The sequence below is a fragment of the Streptomyces sp. NPDC102279 genome, assembly GCF_044766365.1.
In the GTDB taxonomy this organism is placed as follows: Bacteria; Actinomycetota; Actinomycetes; order Streptomycetales; family Streptomycetaceae; genus Streptomyces.
Genome location: NZ_JBIWLU010000003.1, coordinates 93,356 through 111,307, shown reverse-complemented (window position 1 = coordinate 111,307; position 17,952 = coordinate 93,356). Strand labels below are relative to the sequence as shown.

Sequence of the window (17,952 nt, the reverse complement as noted above, 5' to 3'; positions counted from 1 at the left end):
ACGGCTGTCCCGGGCCCGGAGCGCCGCCACGTCCGCGCCGCGGAGTGGGATGTGCACGGACCGCTAGTTGGTACCGATGCGGGCCAGCAGGTCGACGATCCGGTCCTGGACCTCGTCGCTCGTGGAGCGTTCGGCGAGGAAGAGCACGGACTCCCCCGCGGCCAGCCGCGGAAGCTCCGCGGGGTCGACGGCGGCGGTGTAGACGACCAGCGGCGTGCGGTTCAACTGCCCGTTCGCCCGCAGCCAGTCGACGATTCCGGCGCGCCGCCGGCGTACCTGCATCAGGTCCATCACCACGAGGTTGGGACGCATCTGCGCGGCCAGCGTGACGGCGTCCTCGTCCGTCGACGCCCGCGCCACCTGCATCCCGCGCCGCTCCAGCGTCGCGGTGAGGGCGAGCGCGATCTCCGCGTGCTCCTCGATGAGCAGGACGCGCGGCGGATGCTGCTCGGAGTCGCGCGGCGCGAGGGCCTTCAGGAGGACGGCGGGGTCGGCACCGTACGCCGCCTCGCGCGTCGCCTGTCCGAGTCCCGCCGTCACGAGGACGGGAACCTCGGCGGCCACGGCGGCCTGCCGCAGCGACTGGAGGGCCGTGCGCGTGATCGGGCCGGTCAGCGGGTCGACGAACAGCGCGGCGGGGAACGCGGCGATCTGCGCGTCGACCTCCTCGCGCGAGTGCACGATGACGGGACGGTAGCCGCGGTCGCTCAGCGCCTGCTGGGTGGTGACGTCCGGCGCCGGCCACACGAGCAGCCGCCTCGGGTTGTCCAGCGGCTCCGGGGGCAACTCGTCGTCCACCGGCCGGGGCTGCGGCTGGTCGGCGACCTCGACGGCACCGCCGGGACCGTCGAGCGGCTCGGGGCCCTCGGCGGCGTTCTCGTCCGGTGCTCCTATGGCGTACGACCGTCCGGCACCCTCGGTGGCTCCGGGCCGCCGGGGTCCGGACGCGGGCTGGCCGCCCTGCTGGGGCGACCGCGCGCCGTTCTCCGGGCGTTCGACGACGGGCTCGGGCGGCGTGCCGAGCTTGCGGCGGCGGCCCGAACCGTTCGACTGGTGCGGGGGAGGCGTCGGCGCCTGGACGCCGCCACCCGGCTGGGCCGCGGCGATCTGGCGGGCGAACGGAACGCCCTGGCCGAGCGTGCGCACGCTTATGGCACGGCCCTGCGTCGTGCTGGAGTCCGCCGCGGCGGACGTCGCCGACGCCTCGGCGGGCAGCGGCTGCGCGATCCGTGGGGCGGGCCGCTCAGGCGGCAGCGGCGCGATGGCCGGCTGCGCAGCGGGCGCCACGGGCTGAGCGGGGCGCGTGGCGGCCGGCGCGACACCGGGAACACCGGGCTGTACGGGACGACGGGCGGCGGGCGCCGGGGTGTTCGCGCCCGAGGTGTCGTCGGCACCGGGGGCGGTGTTCGCGTCGGGCCACGGCTGCTGGGCCGCCGGAGCGGGCGCGCCCGGCATCGCGGCGGCACCGGCCGGGGTGCCCTGCGCACCGACGGCGGCACCCCGGGCTCCCTGCGTGGGACGGCCCTGAGCCGGAACGCCGTGAGCGGGGACTCCCGGGGCGGGAACCCCCTGTCCGGGGATGCCCTGCCCAGGAACCCCAGGTGTTCCGGTCGTCGTTCCCGTCGGAGCGACCGGCTGACCGGGCTGACCGGGCTGACCCGGCGTGGCGGCCTGGCGGGCGCGACGGCGGCCCGGGCCGGAGACGGGGTGCGGCTGGGGCGGGGTGTGGTCGTCGTCGTCGTCGGCGTGCGACACCGCGTCGTGGCGGCCGTCGTCGGCCTGACCGTGACCGGCCGCGACCGCGGCCTGCTGGGCCCGGGCGACCTGGGCCTGCGCCTCCTGGGCGGCCTGCGCCTGGAGGACCTGGGCCTGTGCCTGGGCGGCCTGCGCCTGCGCCTCGGCCTGGACGTACTCCGGCGATCGGTCCGCCTCCGCGGGCGGAAGCGCGAACACCGTACGGGCGCCCGTCTCCTGCGCGGCGGCACGTTCGGCCGCCGCGGCGAGCGCACGGCGGCGTCGTCCGGTCGGGTGCTCCGCGTCCGAGGCGTCGTCGTCCGGACCGTCCGGGCCTGTGTTCGTGGCCCCTGCCTGTGCACCGGCCGCGGCCGGCAACGCGGCGGGGAGTGCCTGCTGTTCACCGTCACGGCGTGCGCGTCGTCCGGAGGGCACCGGCACCCCCTGCGGAGGCACCGTCCCGCCCAGTCCCGATCCGATGGCCGCCGTTCCCGCGCCGTGCTCGCCCGCCATGACGACCGCACCCTCGGAGACCGCGTCGTCCGCGCCCGGTACCGCCGCGTCGCCCGCGTCCTCGGCCGCACTCGGCCGGCCACGACGCCGCCCGGTACCGCCGGAACCCTCACCGGACGGCTCGGCCGCGGTCCCCTGCGCGGGGACCGGCACCTCGCCGGCCGCGGGATCCCCCGCCGCGCGCCGACGGCGCCGACCGGTGGGAACCGTCCCGCCGGCCCCGGTGCTGTCCCCGGACTGCGCGTCGGACTCGGCCGTGACGCCGCCGTCCAGGAAGGCGTCGACGGACGAACGCCGGGCCCGTCGTCGGCCGCCGCTCTGCTGCGCGGCCTGGTCGGGCAGCGCGACCTCGGTGGAGACCGGCGGTCCGATCACGGGCGCGACCGCTCCGGCCCCGCCCCCGATCGGCACTTCGAGGACGAAGGCGCTGCCGCTCATCCCCGGCACCTCGTGGGTCTGGAGCACCCCGCCGTGGGCGCGCACGATCCCGCGCACGATCGGCTCGTGCACCGGGTCACCCCCGGCGTACGGCCCGCGCACCTCGATCCGGACGACCTCGCCGCGCTGCGCCGCGGCCACGACCACGGTGTTGTCCATGTAACCGCCCGCCGAGACGGGCGCGTTGCCGGTGGCGTCGACTCCGGCGACGTCCGCGATGAGGTGGGCCAGGGCGCGCGCGAGCCGATGCGGGTCGACCTCGGCCTCGATGGGCGGCGCGTGCACGGCGAACTGGACGCGTCCGGGCCCGATCAGGTCGACGGCCCCGTCGACACCGGCCGCGACGACGGCGTCGAGCATGACGTTCGTACGGGCGATGGTCTCGTCGCCCGCGTCGAGGCGCTGGTAGCCGAGCACGTTGTCGACGAGCGTGGTGATCCGCGAGTAGCCGGCCGCGAGATGGTGGAGCACCTGGTTGGCTTCGGGCCACAGCTGACCCGCGTCGTCGGCCGCGAGCTTGGAGAGTTCGCCGCGCAGCTGGTCGAGCGGCCCGCGCAGGGACTGGTCCAGGACGGCGAGCAGCTGCTCGTGCCGGGCGGTCAGCGCCTCGTAGCGGTCCTTCTCCCGCTCACCGAGGGACGCGTACCGCTCGTCCCCCGCGGCGAGTTCCTCCTCGTGCCGCTCGGTCAGCTCGGCGACCTCGGCGGTGTGCCGCTCGCGCAGGGCCTCCAGTTCGGCGGTGTGTTCCTCGCCGATCCGCTCCAGTTCCTCGGTGTGCCGGGTGTCGGCGGCGTCCTTCTCCTGGGCGAGGGTGTCGTACGGCCGCCGGTCCGTGAAGGTCATGACGGCGCCGACGAGCTGGTCCCCGTCGCGTACCGGAGAGGTCGTCAGGTCGACCGGCACCTGGTCGCCGGACTTCGACCACAGCACCTGCCCGCGGACCCGGTGCTTGCGTCCGGAGCGCAGGGTGTCGGCGAGCGGTGACTCGGGATAGGGGAAGGGTTCGCCGTCGGCCCGCGAGTGCAGGATCAGGGCGTGCAGGTCCTTGCCGCCGAGGTCGCTGGCGCGGTAGCCGAGGATCTGGGCGGCGGCGGGGTTGACGAGGACGACCCGGCCCTCGGTGTCGGTCCCGACGACCCCCTCGGCCGCGGCGCGCAGGATCATCTCCGTCTGGCGCTGCGAACGGGCGAGTTCGGCCTCGGTGTCGACGGTGCCCGAGAGGTCGCGGACGACGAGCATGAGCAGTTCGTCGGGGGTCGGGCCGTAGCTGTCGTAGGCCTGCTGGCCGTCCTCCAGGTTCGCGCTGGTGACCTCGACCGGGAACTCCGTGGCGTCGGTGCGCCGCGCGATCATGCGGGTCGGTTTGGTCCGCCCGCGCTGGTCGATGGTGTCGGGCCGCCGCATGGATCCGGGGATCAGCCGCGAGTCGAACTCGGGCAGCAGGTCGAGGAGCCCGCGGCCCACCAGTGCCGTGCCCGGGGTCTCGAAGGCCTCCAGGGCGATGGTGTTGGCGTTGACGACGGTTCCGTTGGCGTTGACCAGCAGCAACGCGTCGGGAAGGGCATCCAGTATGGCTGCGAGGCGAGCAGCGCCTCGGGATGGCCTGCTGCTCACGAGACGCTTCCTCCCTGTTACCGCACCTTGCCGACCGCGGATGCCATCTTGCCAACCTGCCCGCAGCGTGTCACGCGAGGGAGTCTACGGGCAGAGGTCCCGCCGACGGTGCCGGATGAGAGGGAGGTCGCACGCAGAACGGACGCAGAAGCTGTGACCATGTGTTTTCGCCCAACCGCGGGGACGCCCTCGCGCGGCCGCCCCCGCCCGGCCGGCTCGCGCGTCAGGAGATCAGGTCGGGCAGGAACGGGACCATGGTGTTCCAGCGGGAGATCTCGCACCCGTTCGTCCGGTCGTAGCGGGCGTCGACGGGTCGTCCCGCCCAGGTGCCCGTGACGTGCGCGGTGGCCGGCCCTCCGTACTGCATGGTGCAGAGGGCGTCCGGCGGTACGGGGGCGAAGAGGTCCTTGCCCCAGGTGGTGTTCCCGTCGAGCAGGTCGCAGGCCTCGGCGGGCCGCGGATGGCTCCCGCCCGCGGGATGACAGTCCAGTTCGTACGTGCCGTCCGCGCCGTTCCCCGCGTCGTGGACCGTCACCGTCAGCCGGTCCCCGGAGTCCTCGGGGCGGGCCGGCGGCGGCATGGCGGCGGACTCCACGCCACTGCGTGCGGCGGTGTAGAGAGAGGAGAGGCCGGCGGGAGCGGCCAGGGGCGAGGGGGATGCCGTGGGAACGGGGGATGCGGCCGGCGGGGGTGCGGGGGTACCGGCCGATGCGCTGGGCACGGCGGTGAGCGCGGCGGTGGCGGACGCGGCGGCGGTGAGGAGCAGTCGGCGCAACATGTGATGCCTAACGCGACGCGTCCTCCCTGGTTGCGCGCGGTCGCGCGCCGGTGGCGGGCTTTGCCCTCCGGCCTGCCTGCCTAGTACCGTAGGGGGCGATTGGTGACGCGGCGCTCGTCTGTGTCATCATCTGCACGCACCACTCGCGCTCGCGTGAGCGGTTGTGCGGGAGGCGTCGCCTAGTCCGGTCTATGGCGCCGCACTGCTAATGCGGTTTGGGCCTTCAAGCCCATCGAGGGTTCAAATCCCTCCGCCTCCGCGCGAAGATCCGAAGCCCCGGTCCAGTGGACCGGGGCTTCGTCGTTGCCAGGCCGCCCCGAACCGCCCAGAACGGCGTTTTCGCAGCTCACAAGGGGTGAGGCAAACGGATTTCACATGGCGGCGGCAGTCATGTAATGTTCTTCCTGTCGCCGCGAGCGGGGGAAAAGCCCGGGAAGCGAAGACGAAAGAACAACAAAACAAGCACTCGTAGCTTAACGGATAGAGCATCTGACTACGGATCAGAAGGTTGCAGGTTCGAATCCTGCCGAGTGCACACAGGCAAGAGGCCCCGGAGAGATCCGGGGCCTCTTGCGTTTCCGTTTTCTCGTTCTCCTCGGCGTGGAGGGCGGTCTCAGTTCAGTTGCTCGGCCAGTCCGACGATGATGCCCTCCGGGCCGCGGAGGTAGCAGAGCAGGTAGCTGTCCTCGAACCGGGCGATCTCGCCGACGAGTTCGGCGCCGTGAGGGCGCAGGCGGGCGACGGTGTCCTCGATGTCGTCGACGGCGAACATGACGCGGTGTGTGCCCAGGACGTTGTGCGGCTGGTTGCGCGGGCCGGCGCTGATCGCCGCGGGGCTGCGGTACTTCGCCAGCTCGAGCCGGCTGTGACCGTCCGGGGTCCGGACCATCGCGATGTCGCAGTGGACGCCGTCGAGTCCGGTGCACTGGTCGGCGACGAGGCCCTCGACCTCCGCCCTGCCCTCCAGTTCCATACCGAGTTCCACGAAGAACGCGACGGCGGCGTCGATGTCCTCGACGACGATGCCGACGTTGTCCATCCGCTGAATCGCCATGCTGGTTTCTCCCTCTTTCTGGTGCGGCCGGTGGTGACCGCTGATGTCCCTGGGACGGAGCCGGTGGCACGTTCTCGACATCCGCAGACTGCCGAACTCCGAAGAATCCGGAGAGCGTCTCAGGTGAGGTTCATCCGGGTGTACCAGCCCACCGGCATCAGGCGCCTTCGCGGCGCTTGGCGCTGTCAGCCGCAACCGCACCCCTTCGCGGCCTCGTCGGGCGTCTGCGAGGTGCAGCATCCGTCGTCGCCCGGGCCGGGGTCGGCGCTCTTGCCGAGGGTGTCGGCGTCCGCCTTGACGACGTAGACCTCCCACGGCTCCTGTCCCGGGCCGTGGACCCACACCTTGTCCTGGAGGGCGTAGCAGCAGGAGGTGTCGTTCTCCTCGAAGGTGGCCAGGCCGGCGTCCTTGAGGCGGGTGGTGGCCGCGGTGACCTGGTCGGTGGAGTCGACCTCGACGCCCAGGTGGTCGAGCCGTGTCTCCTGGCCGGGCTCGCCCTCGATCAGGACGAGCTTGAGCGGGGGCTCGGTGATCGCGAAGTTGGCGTAGCCCTCACGCCGTTTGGCGGGCTCGGTGCCGAAGAGCTTCGAGTAGAAGGTGATCGAGGCTTCCAGGTCGCTGACGCGCAGGGCGAGCTGAGCACGGGACATGGGGGGACTCCCATCCGCTTGTATTGACGTCTGTCGATGCAACCTTGCGCTCTGCTTCGAAAAACGTCAACATAGAAGCATGTCGAAACAAGAGCTTGTGGTGATCGGGCGGGACGACCCGTCCACCGCCTGCTGCCCCGGCCTCGCGACCGCCCCCCTGGACGAGGAGCAGGCGGCCGGGCTGGCGCGGATCTTCAAGGCCCTCGGTGATCCGGTCCGCCTGCGACTGCTGTCGATGATCGCTTCGAGGGCGGGCGGTGAGGTCTGCGTGTGTGATCTGACGCCGGCCTTCGACCTGTCCCAGCCGACGATCTCCCACCACCTCAAGCTGCTTCGGCAAGCGGGGCTGATCGACTGCGAACGCCGCGGTACGTGGGTCTACTACTGGGCGCTCCCCGGCACCCTCGACCGGCTCTCCGCGTTCCTGGCCACCGCGCGGGCCGCCGAGGGGGCCGAGTGAGCACGCGACTGGGGCGGCGGGTCCTCGCCGAGGCCGTCGGCTCGGCCGCGTTGGTCACGGTGGTGGTCGGCGCGGGGATCCAGGCGACCGAACTGACCTCGGACGCCGGCGTGCGGCTGCTGGCCGACTCCCTCGCCACCGTCTTCGCGCTGGGCGTGCTGATCGCCCTGCTCGGGCCGGTCTCCGGCGCGCACTTCAACCCCGTGGTCACCATCGCGGCCTGGATCACCGGCCGCGGCTGCGCCGAGGGACCCCGCGGCCGGGACGTGGCCGCCTATGTGCCCGTCCAGACCGTCGGGGCGATCGGCGGCGCGGTCCTGGCCGACGCCATGTTCGCCCGGCCGCTGGTGCAGTGGTCCACCCACGATCGCTCGGCCGGCCATCTGTGGCTGGGCGAACTGGTCGCCACGGCCGGGCTGGTCCTGCTGATCCTCGGGCTGGGGCGGACCGGCCGTGCGCACCTCGCGCCGGTGGCCGTGGCGTCGTACATCGGCGCGGCGTACTGGTTCACGTCCTCCACCTCGTTCGCCAATCCGGCCGTCACGGTCGGCCGCGCGTTCACCGACACCTTCGCCGGAATCGCGCCCGCCTCGGTCCTGCCCTTCGTGACGGCCCAACTGGCGGGCGCCGCAGTCGGGCTGGGGCTGGCCAGGGCCCTGTTCGGGCGTCCGCAGCCGGCGCGGACAGACCTCGCTCCCGGCCGGAGTGCCCCCGAACTCGCCGCCCCCACGCACCCCTGACCCGTCTCCGCCCAGAAGGACACCCGTCATGACGATCCACGCCGAGCGTCCGTCCGTCCTGTTCGTCTGCGTCCACAACGCCGGCCGTTCCCAGATGGCCGCGGCGTTCCTCACCCACCTCGCCGGGGGCCGCGTCCAGGTGCGCTCCGCCGGGTCCGCGCCCGCGGACACGGTCAATCCCGCCGTCGTGGAGGCGATGTCGGAGTCCGGTATCGACATCGCGGCCGAGGTGCCCAAGGTGCTCACGGCGGATGCCGTCCGGTCGTCCGACGTGGTCATCACGATGGGCTGCGGGGACAGCTGCCCGGTCTTCCCCGGCAAGCGCTACCTCGACTGGCGGCTTTCCGATCCGGCGGGTCAGGGGATCGCCGCCGTCCGTCCCATCCGCGACGAGATCGAACAGCGTGTCCGCGGACTGCTCGACGAGATCGCCCCGAGCGGCCAGGCGTGAGGTCGCCGCCCGGAGTCCGCGACTGAGGGAGGACGGCAGGTCATTGCGCGGTCGGCGGGCCGGTCGCGTGGGTCGACGGCCGCCGCCGCCGTTCGCGGGCGAACGCGGCGGCGACGGCCGTGGGGTGCGGGACGGTTTCGGGCTCCCCTCCCGTTGCCGGCTCGCACCGACCGTCCTCACCGCCCACCCGGGCGTGCGGGAGTACATCCCGGACTCCAAAAAGGCCGGAGAGGACGAAGGCTGGGAGCTGCGTCGTCGGCGATGCGGCCCCAGCCGCTCACAGGGGTCGGGCGGTCACGAGGACCCAGGGGCCGGGGGCCGAAAGAACAGGGGCCGGTCGACTGTCACCGGTCGGAGCCGGGAAGCGGTGGGCCCCTGTCCGTGCAGCGTATACCGGGCCCCGGCAGAGGCAGCAGTGCGCGTTTCGGCCGATGTACGAGGGGGCGTACGGGCAGGTGTGTGCTTCCGAGGGGGCGGTGGGGGGCCTGTGTCCGCCCTCGCGGAGGCGGTGGGCGCCGATGCGTGGCCGGCGGCCTCCGGTGCGGGTGCGCACGGTGGCCTGAACTGTCACGGGCGCGCGGACTCCCAAGCCCTGAGTGAACTCCCCGCGTCTTAAGCGTCGTTGAGGGTCGTCGTGTACCTCAGCGCCTCCTCCACCGTGGTGAGGATCTCGAAGTGCGGGCCGAGTCCGGCGGCCTTGATGATCCGCAGATGCCAGGGCCGGACGCAGACCAGCGCCAGCCGGCCCTCGCGTTCGAGGACCCGGCGCCGGGTCCTGCAGAGCACCCCGAGCCCGGCGCAGTCGAGGAACTCCACCGGCCTCAGGTCCACGACCACCCGGGAGTCCCGGTAGGCGCTCGCGGCGTCGGTGTGCACCCGGATCTCGGCGATGACGTTCAGGTCGACGGTGCCGTGCAGCTCCACCACCGTCACTCCCTGGTCGAGACGGCTGCGCGCGTTCGGGCCCGGCGGCGGGATGGGTCCCAGGGGCGCCGCGCCTCCGAGCGGAGTGGCGTCCGTGTGCCTGTCCTTGATGCCCATGGCGTTCCTCATACGAGATCCCTGGCGGGAGCTTGGTCGTGGGAACGTCACCGGGGGCAGGGGCGACGCCCGTCCACCGTAGAAACCTGATGGGAGGAAGAAACGCCCAGACGCCCGAAGTGTCACCCATGTGGGTGAACGGCGCTTGCGTTCGCGCGGCCGCCTCCCACTCCCTGCCGGTCCGGGCAGGGCGATGTCAGTGCCGGGCTCTACTGTCGGTGGGGTGCGGCAGGTGTGGGCGTGTTCGGGGTTGCGGTGGTCGGGGGACGGGCCGGTGCTCGTGTGGAGCGGTGGGCGGGAGAGCCCGCTGGTCCGCGGGCGCCGTGTGGCGTTCGGGGTCGTGGACGGGGGTGTGCGGACATGCGTCGGGGCCAGGGGGAACGCGTGCGCCGTGCGAGCCGTCGTCTCCGCGCGCGGTACGGGCGCGCGCTGCGAGGACTGTGCCCGGCTGGACCGGGCGCACTCGGTGGCCGCCGACACGATGGCCGACGACCCGCGCCCGTACCGGGTGTACCTGGCGTGGTTCGGGCCCGGCATGGTGAAGGTGGGGATCACGCGGGCCGAGCGAGGCTCCGTACGGCTCCTGGAGCAGGGGGCCGTCACCTTCAGCTGGCTGGGGCAGGGGCCGTTGATGGCGGCGCGCCGGGCCGAGGAACTGCTGCGGGCCGCGCTCGGAGTGCCGGACCGGATCCCGTACGCCGCCAAGCGGGCGGTGCGGGCCACGCTGCCGGGGCCCGAGGACCGGATCGCCGGGATCAGAGAGCTGCACGCACGGGTGGGGCGGCTCGACGCCTGGCCGGAGTCCCTCCGGCGTGAGCCCTTCGAACCCGTCGACCACACCGACGTGTTCGGGCTCGGCGGAATGCCTCCCGCGCAGGGGGTCGTCAGCGAGCTGGTGGCGGGAGGGGCGATCAGCGGTGAGCTGTGCGGTGCCGCCGGGCCCGATCTGCACCTGGCCACCGCGCGTGGAGTCCTCGTCCTCGACACACGGCTGCTGACCGGCTGGGAGCTGACCGGCGGCACGGAGGAGAGCGGTGTACGGGCTTTTCCCGTACGGGAGTCGCCCGTGGAGTCGGGAGTCCAGGAAGGGCTCTTCTGAGAGGCCGGCCAGGCCCTCCGGGAGCCCGCCCGGGTACCGGCCCGGGTTCCCGCCGTCCGGTTCCGTGGGGAAGGTGCTGGACGCCGCGGGACCGGCGGACGGAGAGTGGCGGACATGAGCGATCACTCTGACGTATCCGCCGGGGCGCGGCCGGGAGAGCGGGCGGCCGTCTCGGCGGCGGTGCCCGGCGAGGCCGCGGAGGTCCGCGCGTTCTGGCGGGGACTCGGGCTGCCCGGACTCGTCGACGTCCACACGCACTTCATGCCCGAGCGGGTGCTGCGCAAGGTCTGGGACTACTTCGACCGTGTCGGGGAGCTGACCGGCGGTGTCGAGTGGCCCATCACCTACCGCGCCGACGAGGACGAACGGCTCGCGCTGATAAGGGAGTTCGGGGTCCTCTCCTTCACCGCGATGCTCTACCCGCACAAGGCCGGCATGGCCGAGTGGCTCAACTCCTGGGCCGTGGACTTCGCGCGCCGCACCCCGGACTGCCTGCACACGTCCACCCTGTTCCCCGAGCCGGGCGTCGACCGGTACGTGCGCGAGGCGGTCGAAGCGGGCGCGCGCGTCTTCAAGGCGCATGTGCAGGTGGGGGCGTACGACCCGGGGGACGAACTCCTCGATCCGGCCTGGGGGATGCTCGCCGAGGCGGGCATCCCCGTGGTGATCCACTGCGGATCGGGCCCCTCGCCCGGCAAGCACACCGGGCCGGGCCCGGTCGCGGGCGTCCTCGCCCGCCATCCCCGGCTGCGGCTGGTCGTCGCGCACCTCGGCATGCCCGAGTACGAGGACTTCCTCGCCCTGGCCGAGCGGTACGACGAGGTGCGGCTCGACACGACGATGGCGTTCACGGACTTCAGCGAGCGGCTCGCGCCGTTCCCCGCCGGACTGCTGCCCCGCCTCGCCGACCTCGGCGACCGCGTCCTCCTCGGCACCGACTTCCCGAACATCCCCTACCCCTACGTCCACCAGCTGCGCGCCCTGGAACGGCTCGGGCTGGGGGACGACTGGCTGCGCGCGGTCTGCCACGGGAACGGGGCGCGGCTGTTCGGGCTCGGCTGAGGCGCGATCCCGGGCCGTCCGAGGGGCGGATCCACAGAGGGGTAAGAGGGACGCATGACGTTCCCAGGAGTTTCCTGAGAGGCGCCTGTGCGTTTCTCAGATAAATCACAGCTTGCGGAAAGGATGCTCTCAGCGGCACCGGCCAAGGTGTCCGCTATGACCACGACCTCGCCCCAGGGGCGCACCGAACTGCTGAGGCCGGACGGGAGCCCCGTCCGCGTGCTGGTGGTGGACGACGAGCTGTCGATCACCGAGCTGCTGTCCATGGCCCTCCGCTACGAGGGCTGGCAGATCCGCAGCGCGGGCGACGGGACGGGCGCGGTGCAGACCGCGCGCGAGTTCCGGCCCGACGCCGTCGTTCTCGACATGATGCTGCCGGACATGGACGGCCTGGCCGTCCTCGGGCGCCTCCGCCGGGACATGCCGGACGTTCCGGTGCTGTTCCTGACGGCGAAGGACGCGGTCGAGGACCGGATCGCGGGGCTCACCGCCGGCGGCGACGACTACGTCACCAAGCCGTTCAGCCTCGAAGAGGTCGTCGCCCGGCTGCGTGGACTCATACGGCGTGCGGGTGCCTCGGACCGGCGCTCCGAGTCCGTGCTCGTCGTCGGGGACCTCACCCTCGACGAGGACAGCCACGAGGTGTCCCGGGGTGGCGCCAACATCCACCTCACCGCGACCGAGTTCGAACTGCTGCGGTTCCTGATGCGCAATCCGCGCCGGGTGCTGAGCAAGGCGCAGATCCTCGACCGTGTGTGGTCCTACGACTTCGGCGGCCAGGCCAACGTGGTCGAGCTCTACATCTCGTATCTGCGCCGCAAGATCGACGCGGGGCGCGAGCCGATGATCCACACCCGGCGTGGAGCCGGCTACCTGATCAAGCCCGCGGCGTCATGAGCGGACGACGACGGCCGCGGACGCAGAAGAGGCGAGGACAGCCGCGTACTCTGCGGACGCGGCTCGTCGTCGCGTCCGTCGCACTGATCGCCGTCGTGTGCGCCGTGATGGGCACGGTGACCACGATCGCGTTGCGTTCACACCTGTACGACCAGGTGAACGCCAACGTGGCCCAGATGGCCATGCGCGCGGCGGGCGGCCCGTTGGGTGAGCCGCCGGGCAGCGGGCGGACCATGCGCCCGCCGAGCGACGACGGCATCGTCAAGGATCCCCTGGACTTCGTCACCCGGGGCCAGGGCATGGGGGCCATCGGCGCGATCGTGAAGAGCGGCGAGGTCACCAAGGGCGTCGTCAGTGTGGGGAAGAAGGACTCCAGCGGTGCCGAGCAGCCCACTCCGGTCAAGCTCGGCGAGAGCCAACTGGCCGCCCTGGCCTCCGTCGTGAAGGACGGGAAGCCGCACACCGTGGAGATCCCGGGCCGCGGCGAGTACCAGGCGCGGTACAAGAGCGGCGGGAACGGCGCCTTCTACGTGGCCCTGCCGACCAACGAGGTCACCAACACCCTGACCACGCTGATCTACGTCGAGATCAGCGTGACGGCCGCTGGCCTCGTGGCGGCCTCCCTCGCCGGCGCCGCCATCGTCACGCTCGCCCTCCGCCCCCTCCGCAAGGTCGCCGCCACCGCCACCCGTGTCTCCGAACTGCCCCTGCACACAGGGGAGGTCACGCTCTACGAGCGGGTGCCAGAGTCGGAGGCCGATCCGCACACCGAGGTCGGACAGGTCGGGGCGGCGCTCAACCGGATGCTCGACCACGTCCACGGAGCGCTGCACGCGCGGCAGCAGAGCGAGATGCGCGTACGGCAGTTCGTCGCGGACGCCAGTCACGAGCTGCGCACCCCGCTCGCCTCCATCCGCGGCTACGCCGAACTGACCCGGCGCGGCCGGGAGGAGACCGGACCCGACACCCGGCACGCGCTGGGGCGGATCGAGTCCGAGGCCGGGCGGATGACCGGGCTGGTGGAGGACCTGCTGCTGCTCGCGCGGCTCGACGCCGGGCGGCCGTTGCAGTACGAGCAGACCGACCTCGTCCCCCTGGTGATCGACGCCGTGAGCGACGCGCGGGCGGCCGGGCGGGATCACTACTGGCGGCTCGACCTGCCCGAGGAGCCCGCGCTGGTGGCGGCGGACGCCGCACGGCTGCAACAGGTCATGGTCAACCTCTTCGCGAACGCCCGGACGCACACCCCGCCGGGGACGACCGTCACCGCACGGGTGCACCGGCACGGGCCGTGGCTGTGCGTGGACGTCCAGGACGACGGGCCCGGCATCCCCGCCGACCTGCTGCCCCGCGTCTTCGAGCGGTTCGCGCGGGGCGACTCCTCGCGCTCCCGGGCCTCCGGCTCCACCGGTCTCGGACTCGCGATCGTGCAGGCCGTGGCGGCCGCGCACGGGGGCGCGGTGACCGTGGACAGCGTGCCCGGCAGGACCGTTTTCACCCTGCACCTGCCCGCGCTCGCACCCGAAACGTCGTGGCAACAGCACTCACAGGCACAGCACAGCGCCACCACATGGGCACAACAGGGCGCGTGACGAGAGTCGTTCCATGCGAACCGACTCTTCTCCCGGCAACCTGCCGGCGCGGGAGCATCTCCCGGCCACAGACGCCGGTACGCCTGTCCTGGACGTAGTGATCCCCGTCTACAACGAGGAGAAGGACCTCCAGCCCTGTGTGCTCAGACTCCACGAGCACCTCAAGCGCACGTTCCCGTACGCGTTCCGCATCACGGTGGCGGACAACGCGTCGACGGACACCACCCCTCAGGTGGCGGCGCGGCTGGCGGCCCGGCTCCCGGAGGTCGTCTCCCGCCGGCTGGAGCAGAAGGGCCGCGGCCGGGCGCTGCGGACCGTGTGGTCGGCGTCCGACGCGCCGGTCCTCGCCTACATGGACGTCGACCTGTCCACCGATCTGAACGCCCTGCTGCCGCTGGTGGCGCCGCTGATCTCCGGTCACTCGGACCTCGCGATCGGCTCGCGGCTCGCCCGCTCCTCGCGGGTGGTGCGCGGCGCCAAGCGGGAGTTCATCAGCCGCTCGTACAACCTGATCCTGCGCGGCTCGCTCCAGGCCCGCTTCTCGGACGCGCAGTGCGGGTTCAAGGCGATCCGCCGCGATGTCGCCCAGGTGCTGCTGCCGCTGGTCGAGGACTCCGGCTGGTTCTTCGACACCGAGATGCTGGTGCTGGCCGAGCGGGCCGGGCTGCGCATCCACGAGGTGCCGGTCGACTGGGTCGACGACCCGGACTCGACCGTCCACATCGTCAGGACCGCGACGGACGACCTGAAGGGGGTGTGGCGGGTGGGACGCGCCCTCGCCGGCGGATCGCTCTCGCTCGACCGGCTCGCCCGGCCCTTCGGGGACGATCCGCGCGACCGCGAACTGACCGACGTGCCCAAGGGGCTGGCCCGCCAGCTCGTCGGCTTCTGCGTCGTGGGCGGCCTGTCCACGCTCTTCTACCTGCTGCTCTACAGCGGCTTCCGCTCCTTCTCCGGTTCCCAGGTCGCGAACGCGCTCGCGCTGCTCGTCTCCGCCGTCGCCAACACCGCGGCCAACCGGCGGCTGACCTTCGGGGTCCGCGGCCGGGGCGGCGCCGTCCGCCACCAGGCGCAGGGCCTGGTCGTCTTCGGCATCGGGCTCGTCCTGACCAGCGGGTCCCTCGCCGCCCTGAACGCGGCGACGAACGATCCCGCGCACTCGACGGAACTGGCGGTCCTGATCGCCGCCAACCTCGCGGCGACCGTCCTGCGGTTCCTGCTCTTCCGCGCCTGGGTCTTCCCTGACCGGCGCGACGAACCGTCGGTGCCGGCACCCTCGCCGGTGGTGGCCTCGCACCTGCCGGGCGGGCACGCCGAACATCCGGCGGCGCCGCACCCGATGCCCGTACGGCACGGCCGGGCGACGCATCAGCCGCTGCCGCAGCGGCCGACGGCGCCCTCGGCCCCGGCCTCCTCCACCTCGACCTCGGCTTCGTACGACACGGCCCCGTTCCGCGCCGGAGACGCCGCGGACCGCGGCTGGGGGGACTCGACCATGCAGATGCAGGCGGTGCGCCCGCACGACCACGATCCGAGGAACGCGCGATGACGACGCAGCCCGACACGAGTACCGGGACCGGTACGACGACGAGCCGTGCCGGGGACGCGAGCCCCGCCGCGGACGCCCGGTTCACCGGAAGCCCCGCCCCCGCCTGGGGGCCGCCCGCCACGACCCTCCCGCCCGGGGCGGGCCGCCCCGCGGTCGTGCCCGGAGCCGGTGAGCCCGCGTGGCCGTTCCTCCGCCGGGCCTGGCGGGGCAGGCCCGAGGACCCGCGCTGGGCGCGCCCCGCGTTCCTCGCCCTGATGCTCGCCACCACGGTGCTGTACCTGTACGGGCTGAGCGCCTCCGGGTACGCCAACTCCTTCTACTCCGCGGCCGTCCAGGCGGGCAGCCAGAGCTGGAAGGCGTTCTTCTTCGGCTCGCTCGACTCGGCCAACGCCATCACCGTCGACAAGCCCCCGGCCTCGCTGTGGCCGATGGCCCTGTCGGTACGGATCTTCGGACTCAGCTCCTGGGCGATCCTCGTCCCCGAGGTGCTCATGGGCGTGGCGACGGTCGGCGTCCTGTACGCCGCCCTGCGCCGCCGGTTCAGTCCGGCGGCAGGCCTGATCGCGGGCGCGGTGCTCGCGCTCACTCCCGTCGCCGCCCTGATGTTCCGGTTCAACAACCCGGACGCGATGCTCGCGCTGCTCATGACCGTCACGGTCTACTGCGTGATCCGGGGTCTTGAGGACGGCCGGACGAAGTGGCTGGTCTGGGCGGGCGTCGCGGTCGGCTTCGCGTTCCTCGCCAAGACGCTCCAGGCGTTCCTGATCCTGCCGCCGCTGGCCGTGCTGTACGCGGTGTGCGCGCCGGTGAGCCTGCGGAAGCGGTTCGCGCAGATCGGCCTCTCGGCGGGGGCGATGATCGTCGCCGGCGGCTGGTGGGTCGCGATCGTCGAGCTGTGGCCCGCGTCCTCGCGCCCCTACATCGGCGGCTCGCAGAACAACTCCTTCCTGGAGCTGACCTTCGGCTACAACGGGCTCGGCCGGATCAGCGGCGACGAGACCGGCAGCGTCGGCGGCGGTGGCGGCGGAGGCGGCACCGGACAGTGGGGCGAGACCGGCTGGAACCGGATGTTCAACTCCGAGATCGGCAGCCAGATCTCCTGGCTGCTCCCGGCGGCCCTGATCCTGCTGGTGGCCGGCATCGTCCTCACCCGGAAGGCGAAGCGGACCGACCTGACCCGCGGCTCGTTCCTCGCGTGGGGCGGCGCGCTGCTGATGACCACGCTCGTCTTCAGCTACATGGCCGGCATCTTCCACCAGTACTACACGGTGGCGCTGGCGCCCTACATCGCGGCCGTGGTCGGCATGGGCGTGACGGTGCTGTGGGAGGAGCGCGGCAAGGTGTGGGCGTCGCTCACCCTGGCCGGAGCCGCCACCGCCTCCGCGGCCTGGGGATACGTCCTCCTCAACCGCACCTCCGACTACCTGCCCTGGCTCAAGTGGCTCGTCCTCGTCGGCGGTCTGACGGGCGCGCTCGGCCTGATCTTCGTGACCCGTCTCGGCCGCCGTCTGGCGCTCGCGGCGGCGGGGCTGAGCTTCGTGGCCGCGGTCGCGGGCCCGACGGCGTACACGCTCTCCACGGTGGGCACCGGTCACTCGGGCTCCATCGTGACGGCCGGTCCGTCCGGGGCCAGCGCGATGGGCGGACCCGGCGGCGGTGGCGGCGGTGGCATGCGGGGCGGCTTCCCCGGCGGCGGCCAGAACCAGCAGAACGGCAACGGCACCCAGCAGGGCGGCGGCACGGGCGGGCCCCCGACGGGCGGCACCGGCGGATTCCCCGGCCAGAACCAGCAGGGCAACGGGAACACGCAGGGCAACGGCGGCACCCAGGGCGGGAACCAGCAGGGCGGCATGCCCGGCACGGGTGAAGGCGGCACGGGCGGTGGCGGTGGCGCGGGCGGTCTGCTGAACGGGGCGAACGTCAGCTCCGCGGCCAAGACGCTGCTGTCGAAGAACGCCGGCGACTACACCTGGGCGGCCGCGGCCATCGGCTCCCAGAACTCGGCGAGTTACCAGCTCGCCACGGGCAAGCCCGTGATGGCGATCGGCGGCTTCAACGGCACCGACCCGTCGCCGACCCTGGCCCAGTTCAAGAAGTACGTGACCGGAGGGAAGATCCACTACTTCATCTCCGGCGGCGGTATGGGTGGCGGCACGGGCGCGAGCGCCTCGACTTCCTCCCGGATCAGCTCCTGGGTCACGGCCAACTTCAAGAAGGTGACGGTGGGTTCGGCCACCTTCTACGACCTGACGCAGCCGACGAGCGGCAGCTGACCGTCGA

General features: G+C 72.7%; 14 protein-coding genes and 2 tRNA genes. 11 read left to right on the top strand and 5 right to left on the bottom strand.

All coding sequences use genetic code 11. The annotated features are described in order from the left end of the window. Window positions 1–63 precede the first annotated feature (63 nt). Together ACIRQH_RS07295 and ACIRQH_RS07290 are read right to left on the bottom strand one after the other, a co-directional pair. Window positions 64–4,299: a PAS domain-containing protein gene (locus ACIRQH_RS07295; protein ID WP_404224636.1), complete on the bottom strand. Its 4,236-nt coding sequence runs from the start codon at window positions 4,297–4,299 to the stop codon at window positions 64–66. A 223-nt stretch (window positions 4,300–4,522) separates the two neighbouring features. Then, complete coding sequence (locus ACIRQH_RS07290) at window positions 4,523–5,077, bottom strand: SSI family serine proteinase inhibitor (protein WP_358818805.1); 555 nt, start codon at window positions 5,075–5,077, stop codon at window positions 4,523–4,525. Window positions 5,078–5,245: 168 nt separating this feature from the next. Between ACIRQH_RS07290 and ACIRQH_RS07285 the strand changes: the two genes are divergently transcribed. Next, window positions 5,246–5,336, top strand: a tRNA-Ser gene (locus tag ACIRQH_RS07285). Between the two features lie 203 nt (window positions 5,337–5,539). Further along, window positions 5,540–5,612, top strand: a tRNA-Arg gene (locus ACIRQH_RS07280). A gap of 78 nt (window positions 5,613–5,690) precedes the next feature. Here the strand turns inward: ACIRQH_RS07280 and ACIRQH_RS07275 are convergent. Then, window positions 5,691–6,131 (bottom strand): VOC family protein, encoded by a 441-nt coding sequence (locus tag ACIRQH_RS07275; protein WP_388868134.1) that lies wholly within the window; start codon window positions 6,129–6,131, stop codon window positions 5,691–5,693. Window positions 6,132–6,316: 185 nt separating this feature from the next. Beyond that, complete coding sequence (locus ACIRQH_RS07270) at window positions 6,317–6,781, bottom strand: ArsI/CadI family heavy metal resistance metalloenzyme (protein ID WP_388930042.1); 465 nt, start codon at window positions 6,779–6,781, stop codon at window positions 6,317–6,319. 79 nt (window positions 6,782–6,860) lie between these two features. Between ACIRQH_RS07270 and ACIRQH_RS07265 the strand changes: the two genes are divergently transcribed. The 3 genes from ACIRQH_RS07265 to ACIRQH_RS07255 are packed head-to-tail and all read left to right on the top strand — an operon-like array spanning window position 6,861 to window position 8,432. Continuing rightward, complete coding sequence (locus ACIRQH_RS07265; protein WP_388868128.1) at window positions 6,861–7,241, top strand: ArsR/SmtB family transcription factor; 381 nt, start codon at window positions 6,861–6,863, stop codon at window positions 7,239–7,241. After that, complete coding sequence (locus tag ACIRQH_RS07260) at window positions 7,238–7,981, top strand: aquaporin (RefSeq protein ID WP_404224633.1); 744 nt, start codon at window positions 7,238–7,240, stop codon at window positions 7,979–7,981. The genes ACIRQH_RS07265 and ACIRQH_RS07260 overlap by 4 nt, the downstream gene beginning before the upstream one ends. A 28-nt stretch (window positions 7,982–8,009) precedes the next feature. After that, window positions 8,010–8,432, top strand: coding sequence for an arsenate reductase ArsC (locus ACIRQH_RS07255; protein WP_404224631.1), 423 nt, complete (start codon window positions 8,010–8,012; stop codon window positions 8,430–8,432). Window positions 8,433–9,044: 612 nt separating this feature from the next. Here the strand turns inward: ACIRQH_RS07255 and ACIRQH_RS07250 are convergent. Further along, on the bottom strand, window positions 9,045–9,485 hold the full coding sequence (locus tag ACIRQH_RS07250) for an STAS domain-containing protein (protein WP_358817904.1): 441 nt from the start codon (window positions 9,483–9,485) through the stop codon (window positions 9,045–9,047). A gap of 211 nt (window positions 9,486–9,696) precedes the next feature. On the opposite strand from ACIRQH_RS07250, the gene ACIRQH_RS07245 reads away from it, so the two are divergent. The 6 genes from ACIRQH_RS07245 (at window position 9,697) to ACIRQH_RS07220 (ending at window position 17,945) form a co-directional block, all read left to right on the top strand. After that, complete coding sequence (locus ACIRQH_RS07245) at window positions 9,697–10,572, top strand: DUF2797 domain-containing protein (RefSeq protein ID WP_388930038.1); 876 nt, start codon at window positions 9,697–9,699, stop codon at window positions 10,570–10,572. 114 nt (window positions 10,573–10,686) lie between these two features. Further along, window positions 10,687–11,634 carry an amidohydrolase family protein gene (locus ACIRQH_RS07240; protein ID WP_388868120.1) on the top strand — a complete coding sequence of 316 codons (948 nt, stop codon included), beginning with the start codon at window positions 10,687–10,689 and terminating at the stop codon, window positions 11,632–11,634. A 156-nt stretch (window positions 11,635–11,790) separates the two neighbouring features. After that, window positions 11,791–12,531 (top strand): response regulator transcription factor, encoded by a 741-nt coding sequence (locus ACIRQH_RS07235; RefSeq protein WP_179165267.1) that lies wholly within the window; start codon window positions 11,791–11,793, stop codon window positions 12,529–12,531. Then, complete coding sequence (locus tag ACIRQH_RS07230; protein WP_388868117.1) at window positions 12,528–14,123, top strand: sensor histidine kinase; 1,596 nt, start codon at window positions 12,528–12,530, stop codon at window positions 14,121–14,123. The genes ACIRQH_RS07235 and ACIRQH_RS07230 overlap by 4 nt, the downstream gene beginning before the upstream one ends. Window positions 14,124–14,136: 13 nt before the next feature. Next, on the top strand, window positions 14,137–15,672 hold the full coding sequence (locus ACIRQH_RS07225) for a glycosyltransferase (RefSeq protein ID WP_388868114.1): 1,536 nt from the start codon (window positions 14,137–14,139) through the stop codon (window positions 15,670–15,672). Next, the gene (locus ACIRQH_RS07220) at window positions 15,669–17,945 is read left to right on the top strand and encodes an ArnT family glycosyltransferase (RefSeq protein WP_388868111.1); all 2,277 of its coding nucleotides are present in this window, start codon (window positions 15,669–15,671) and stop codon (window positions 17,943–17,945) included. The genes ACIRQH_RS07225 and ACIRQH_RS07220 overlap by 4 nt, the downstream gene beginning before the upstream one ends. Window positions 17,946–17,952: the final 7 nt, after the last annotated feature.

Coding starts and splice junctions, on each gene's coding strand:
- ACIRQH_RS07255 (WP_404224631.1), top strand. CDS start 8,010: ATGACGATCCACGCCGAGCGTCCGTCCGTCCTGTTCGTCTGCGTCCAC.
- ACIRQH_RS07240 (WP_388868120.1), top strand. CDS start 10,687: ATGAGCGATCACTCTGACGTATCCGCCGGGGCGCGGCCGGGAGAGCGG.
- ACIRQH_RS07225 (WP_388868114.1), top strand. CDS start 14,137: ATGCGAACCGACTCTTCTCCCGGCAACCTGCCGGCGCGGGAGCATCTC.
- ACIRQH_RS07270 (WP_388930042.1), bottom strand. CDS start 6,781: ATGTCCCGTGCTCAGCTCGCCCTGCGCGTCAGCGACCTGGAAGCCTCG.
- ACIRQH_RS07230 (WP_388868117.1), top strand. CDS start 12,528: ATGAGCGGACGACGACGGCCGCGGACGCAGAAGAGGCGAGGACAGCCG.
- ACIRQH_RS07250 (WP_358817904.1), bottom strand. CDS start 9,485: ATGAGGAACGCCATGGGCATCAAGGACAGGCACACGGACGCCACTCCG.
- ACIRQH_RS07220 (WP_388868111.1), top strand. CDS start 15,669: ATGACGACGCAGCCCGACACGAGTACCGGGACCGGTACGACGACGAGC.
- ACIRQH_RS07290 (WP_358818805.1), bottom strand. CDS start 5,077: ATGTTGCGCCGACTGCTCCTCACCGCCGCCGCGTCCGCCACCGCCGCG.
- ACIRQH_RS07235 (WP_179165267.1), top strand. CDS start 11,791: ATGACCACGACCTCGCCCCAGGGGCGCACCGAACTGCTGAGGCCGGAC.
- ACIRQH_RS07275 (WP_388868134.1), bottom strand. CDS start 6,131: ATGGCGATTCAGCGGATGGACAACGTCGGCATCGTCGTCGAGGACATC.
- ACIRQH_RS07265 (WP_388868128.1), top strand. CDS start 6,861: ATGTCGAAACAAGAGCTTGTGGTGATCGGGCGGGACGACCCGTCCACC.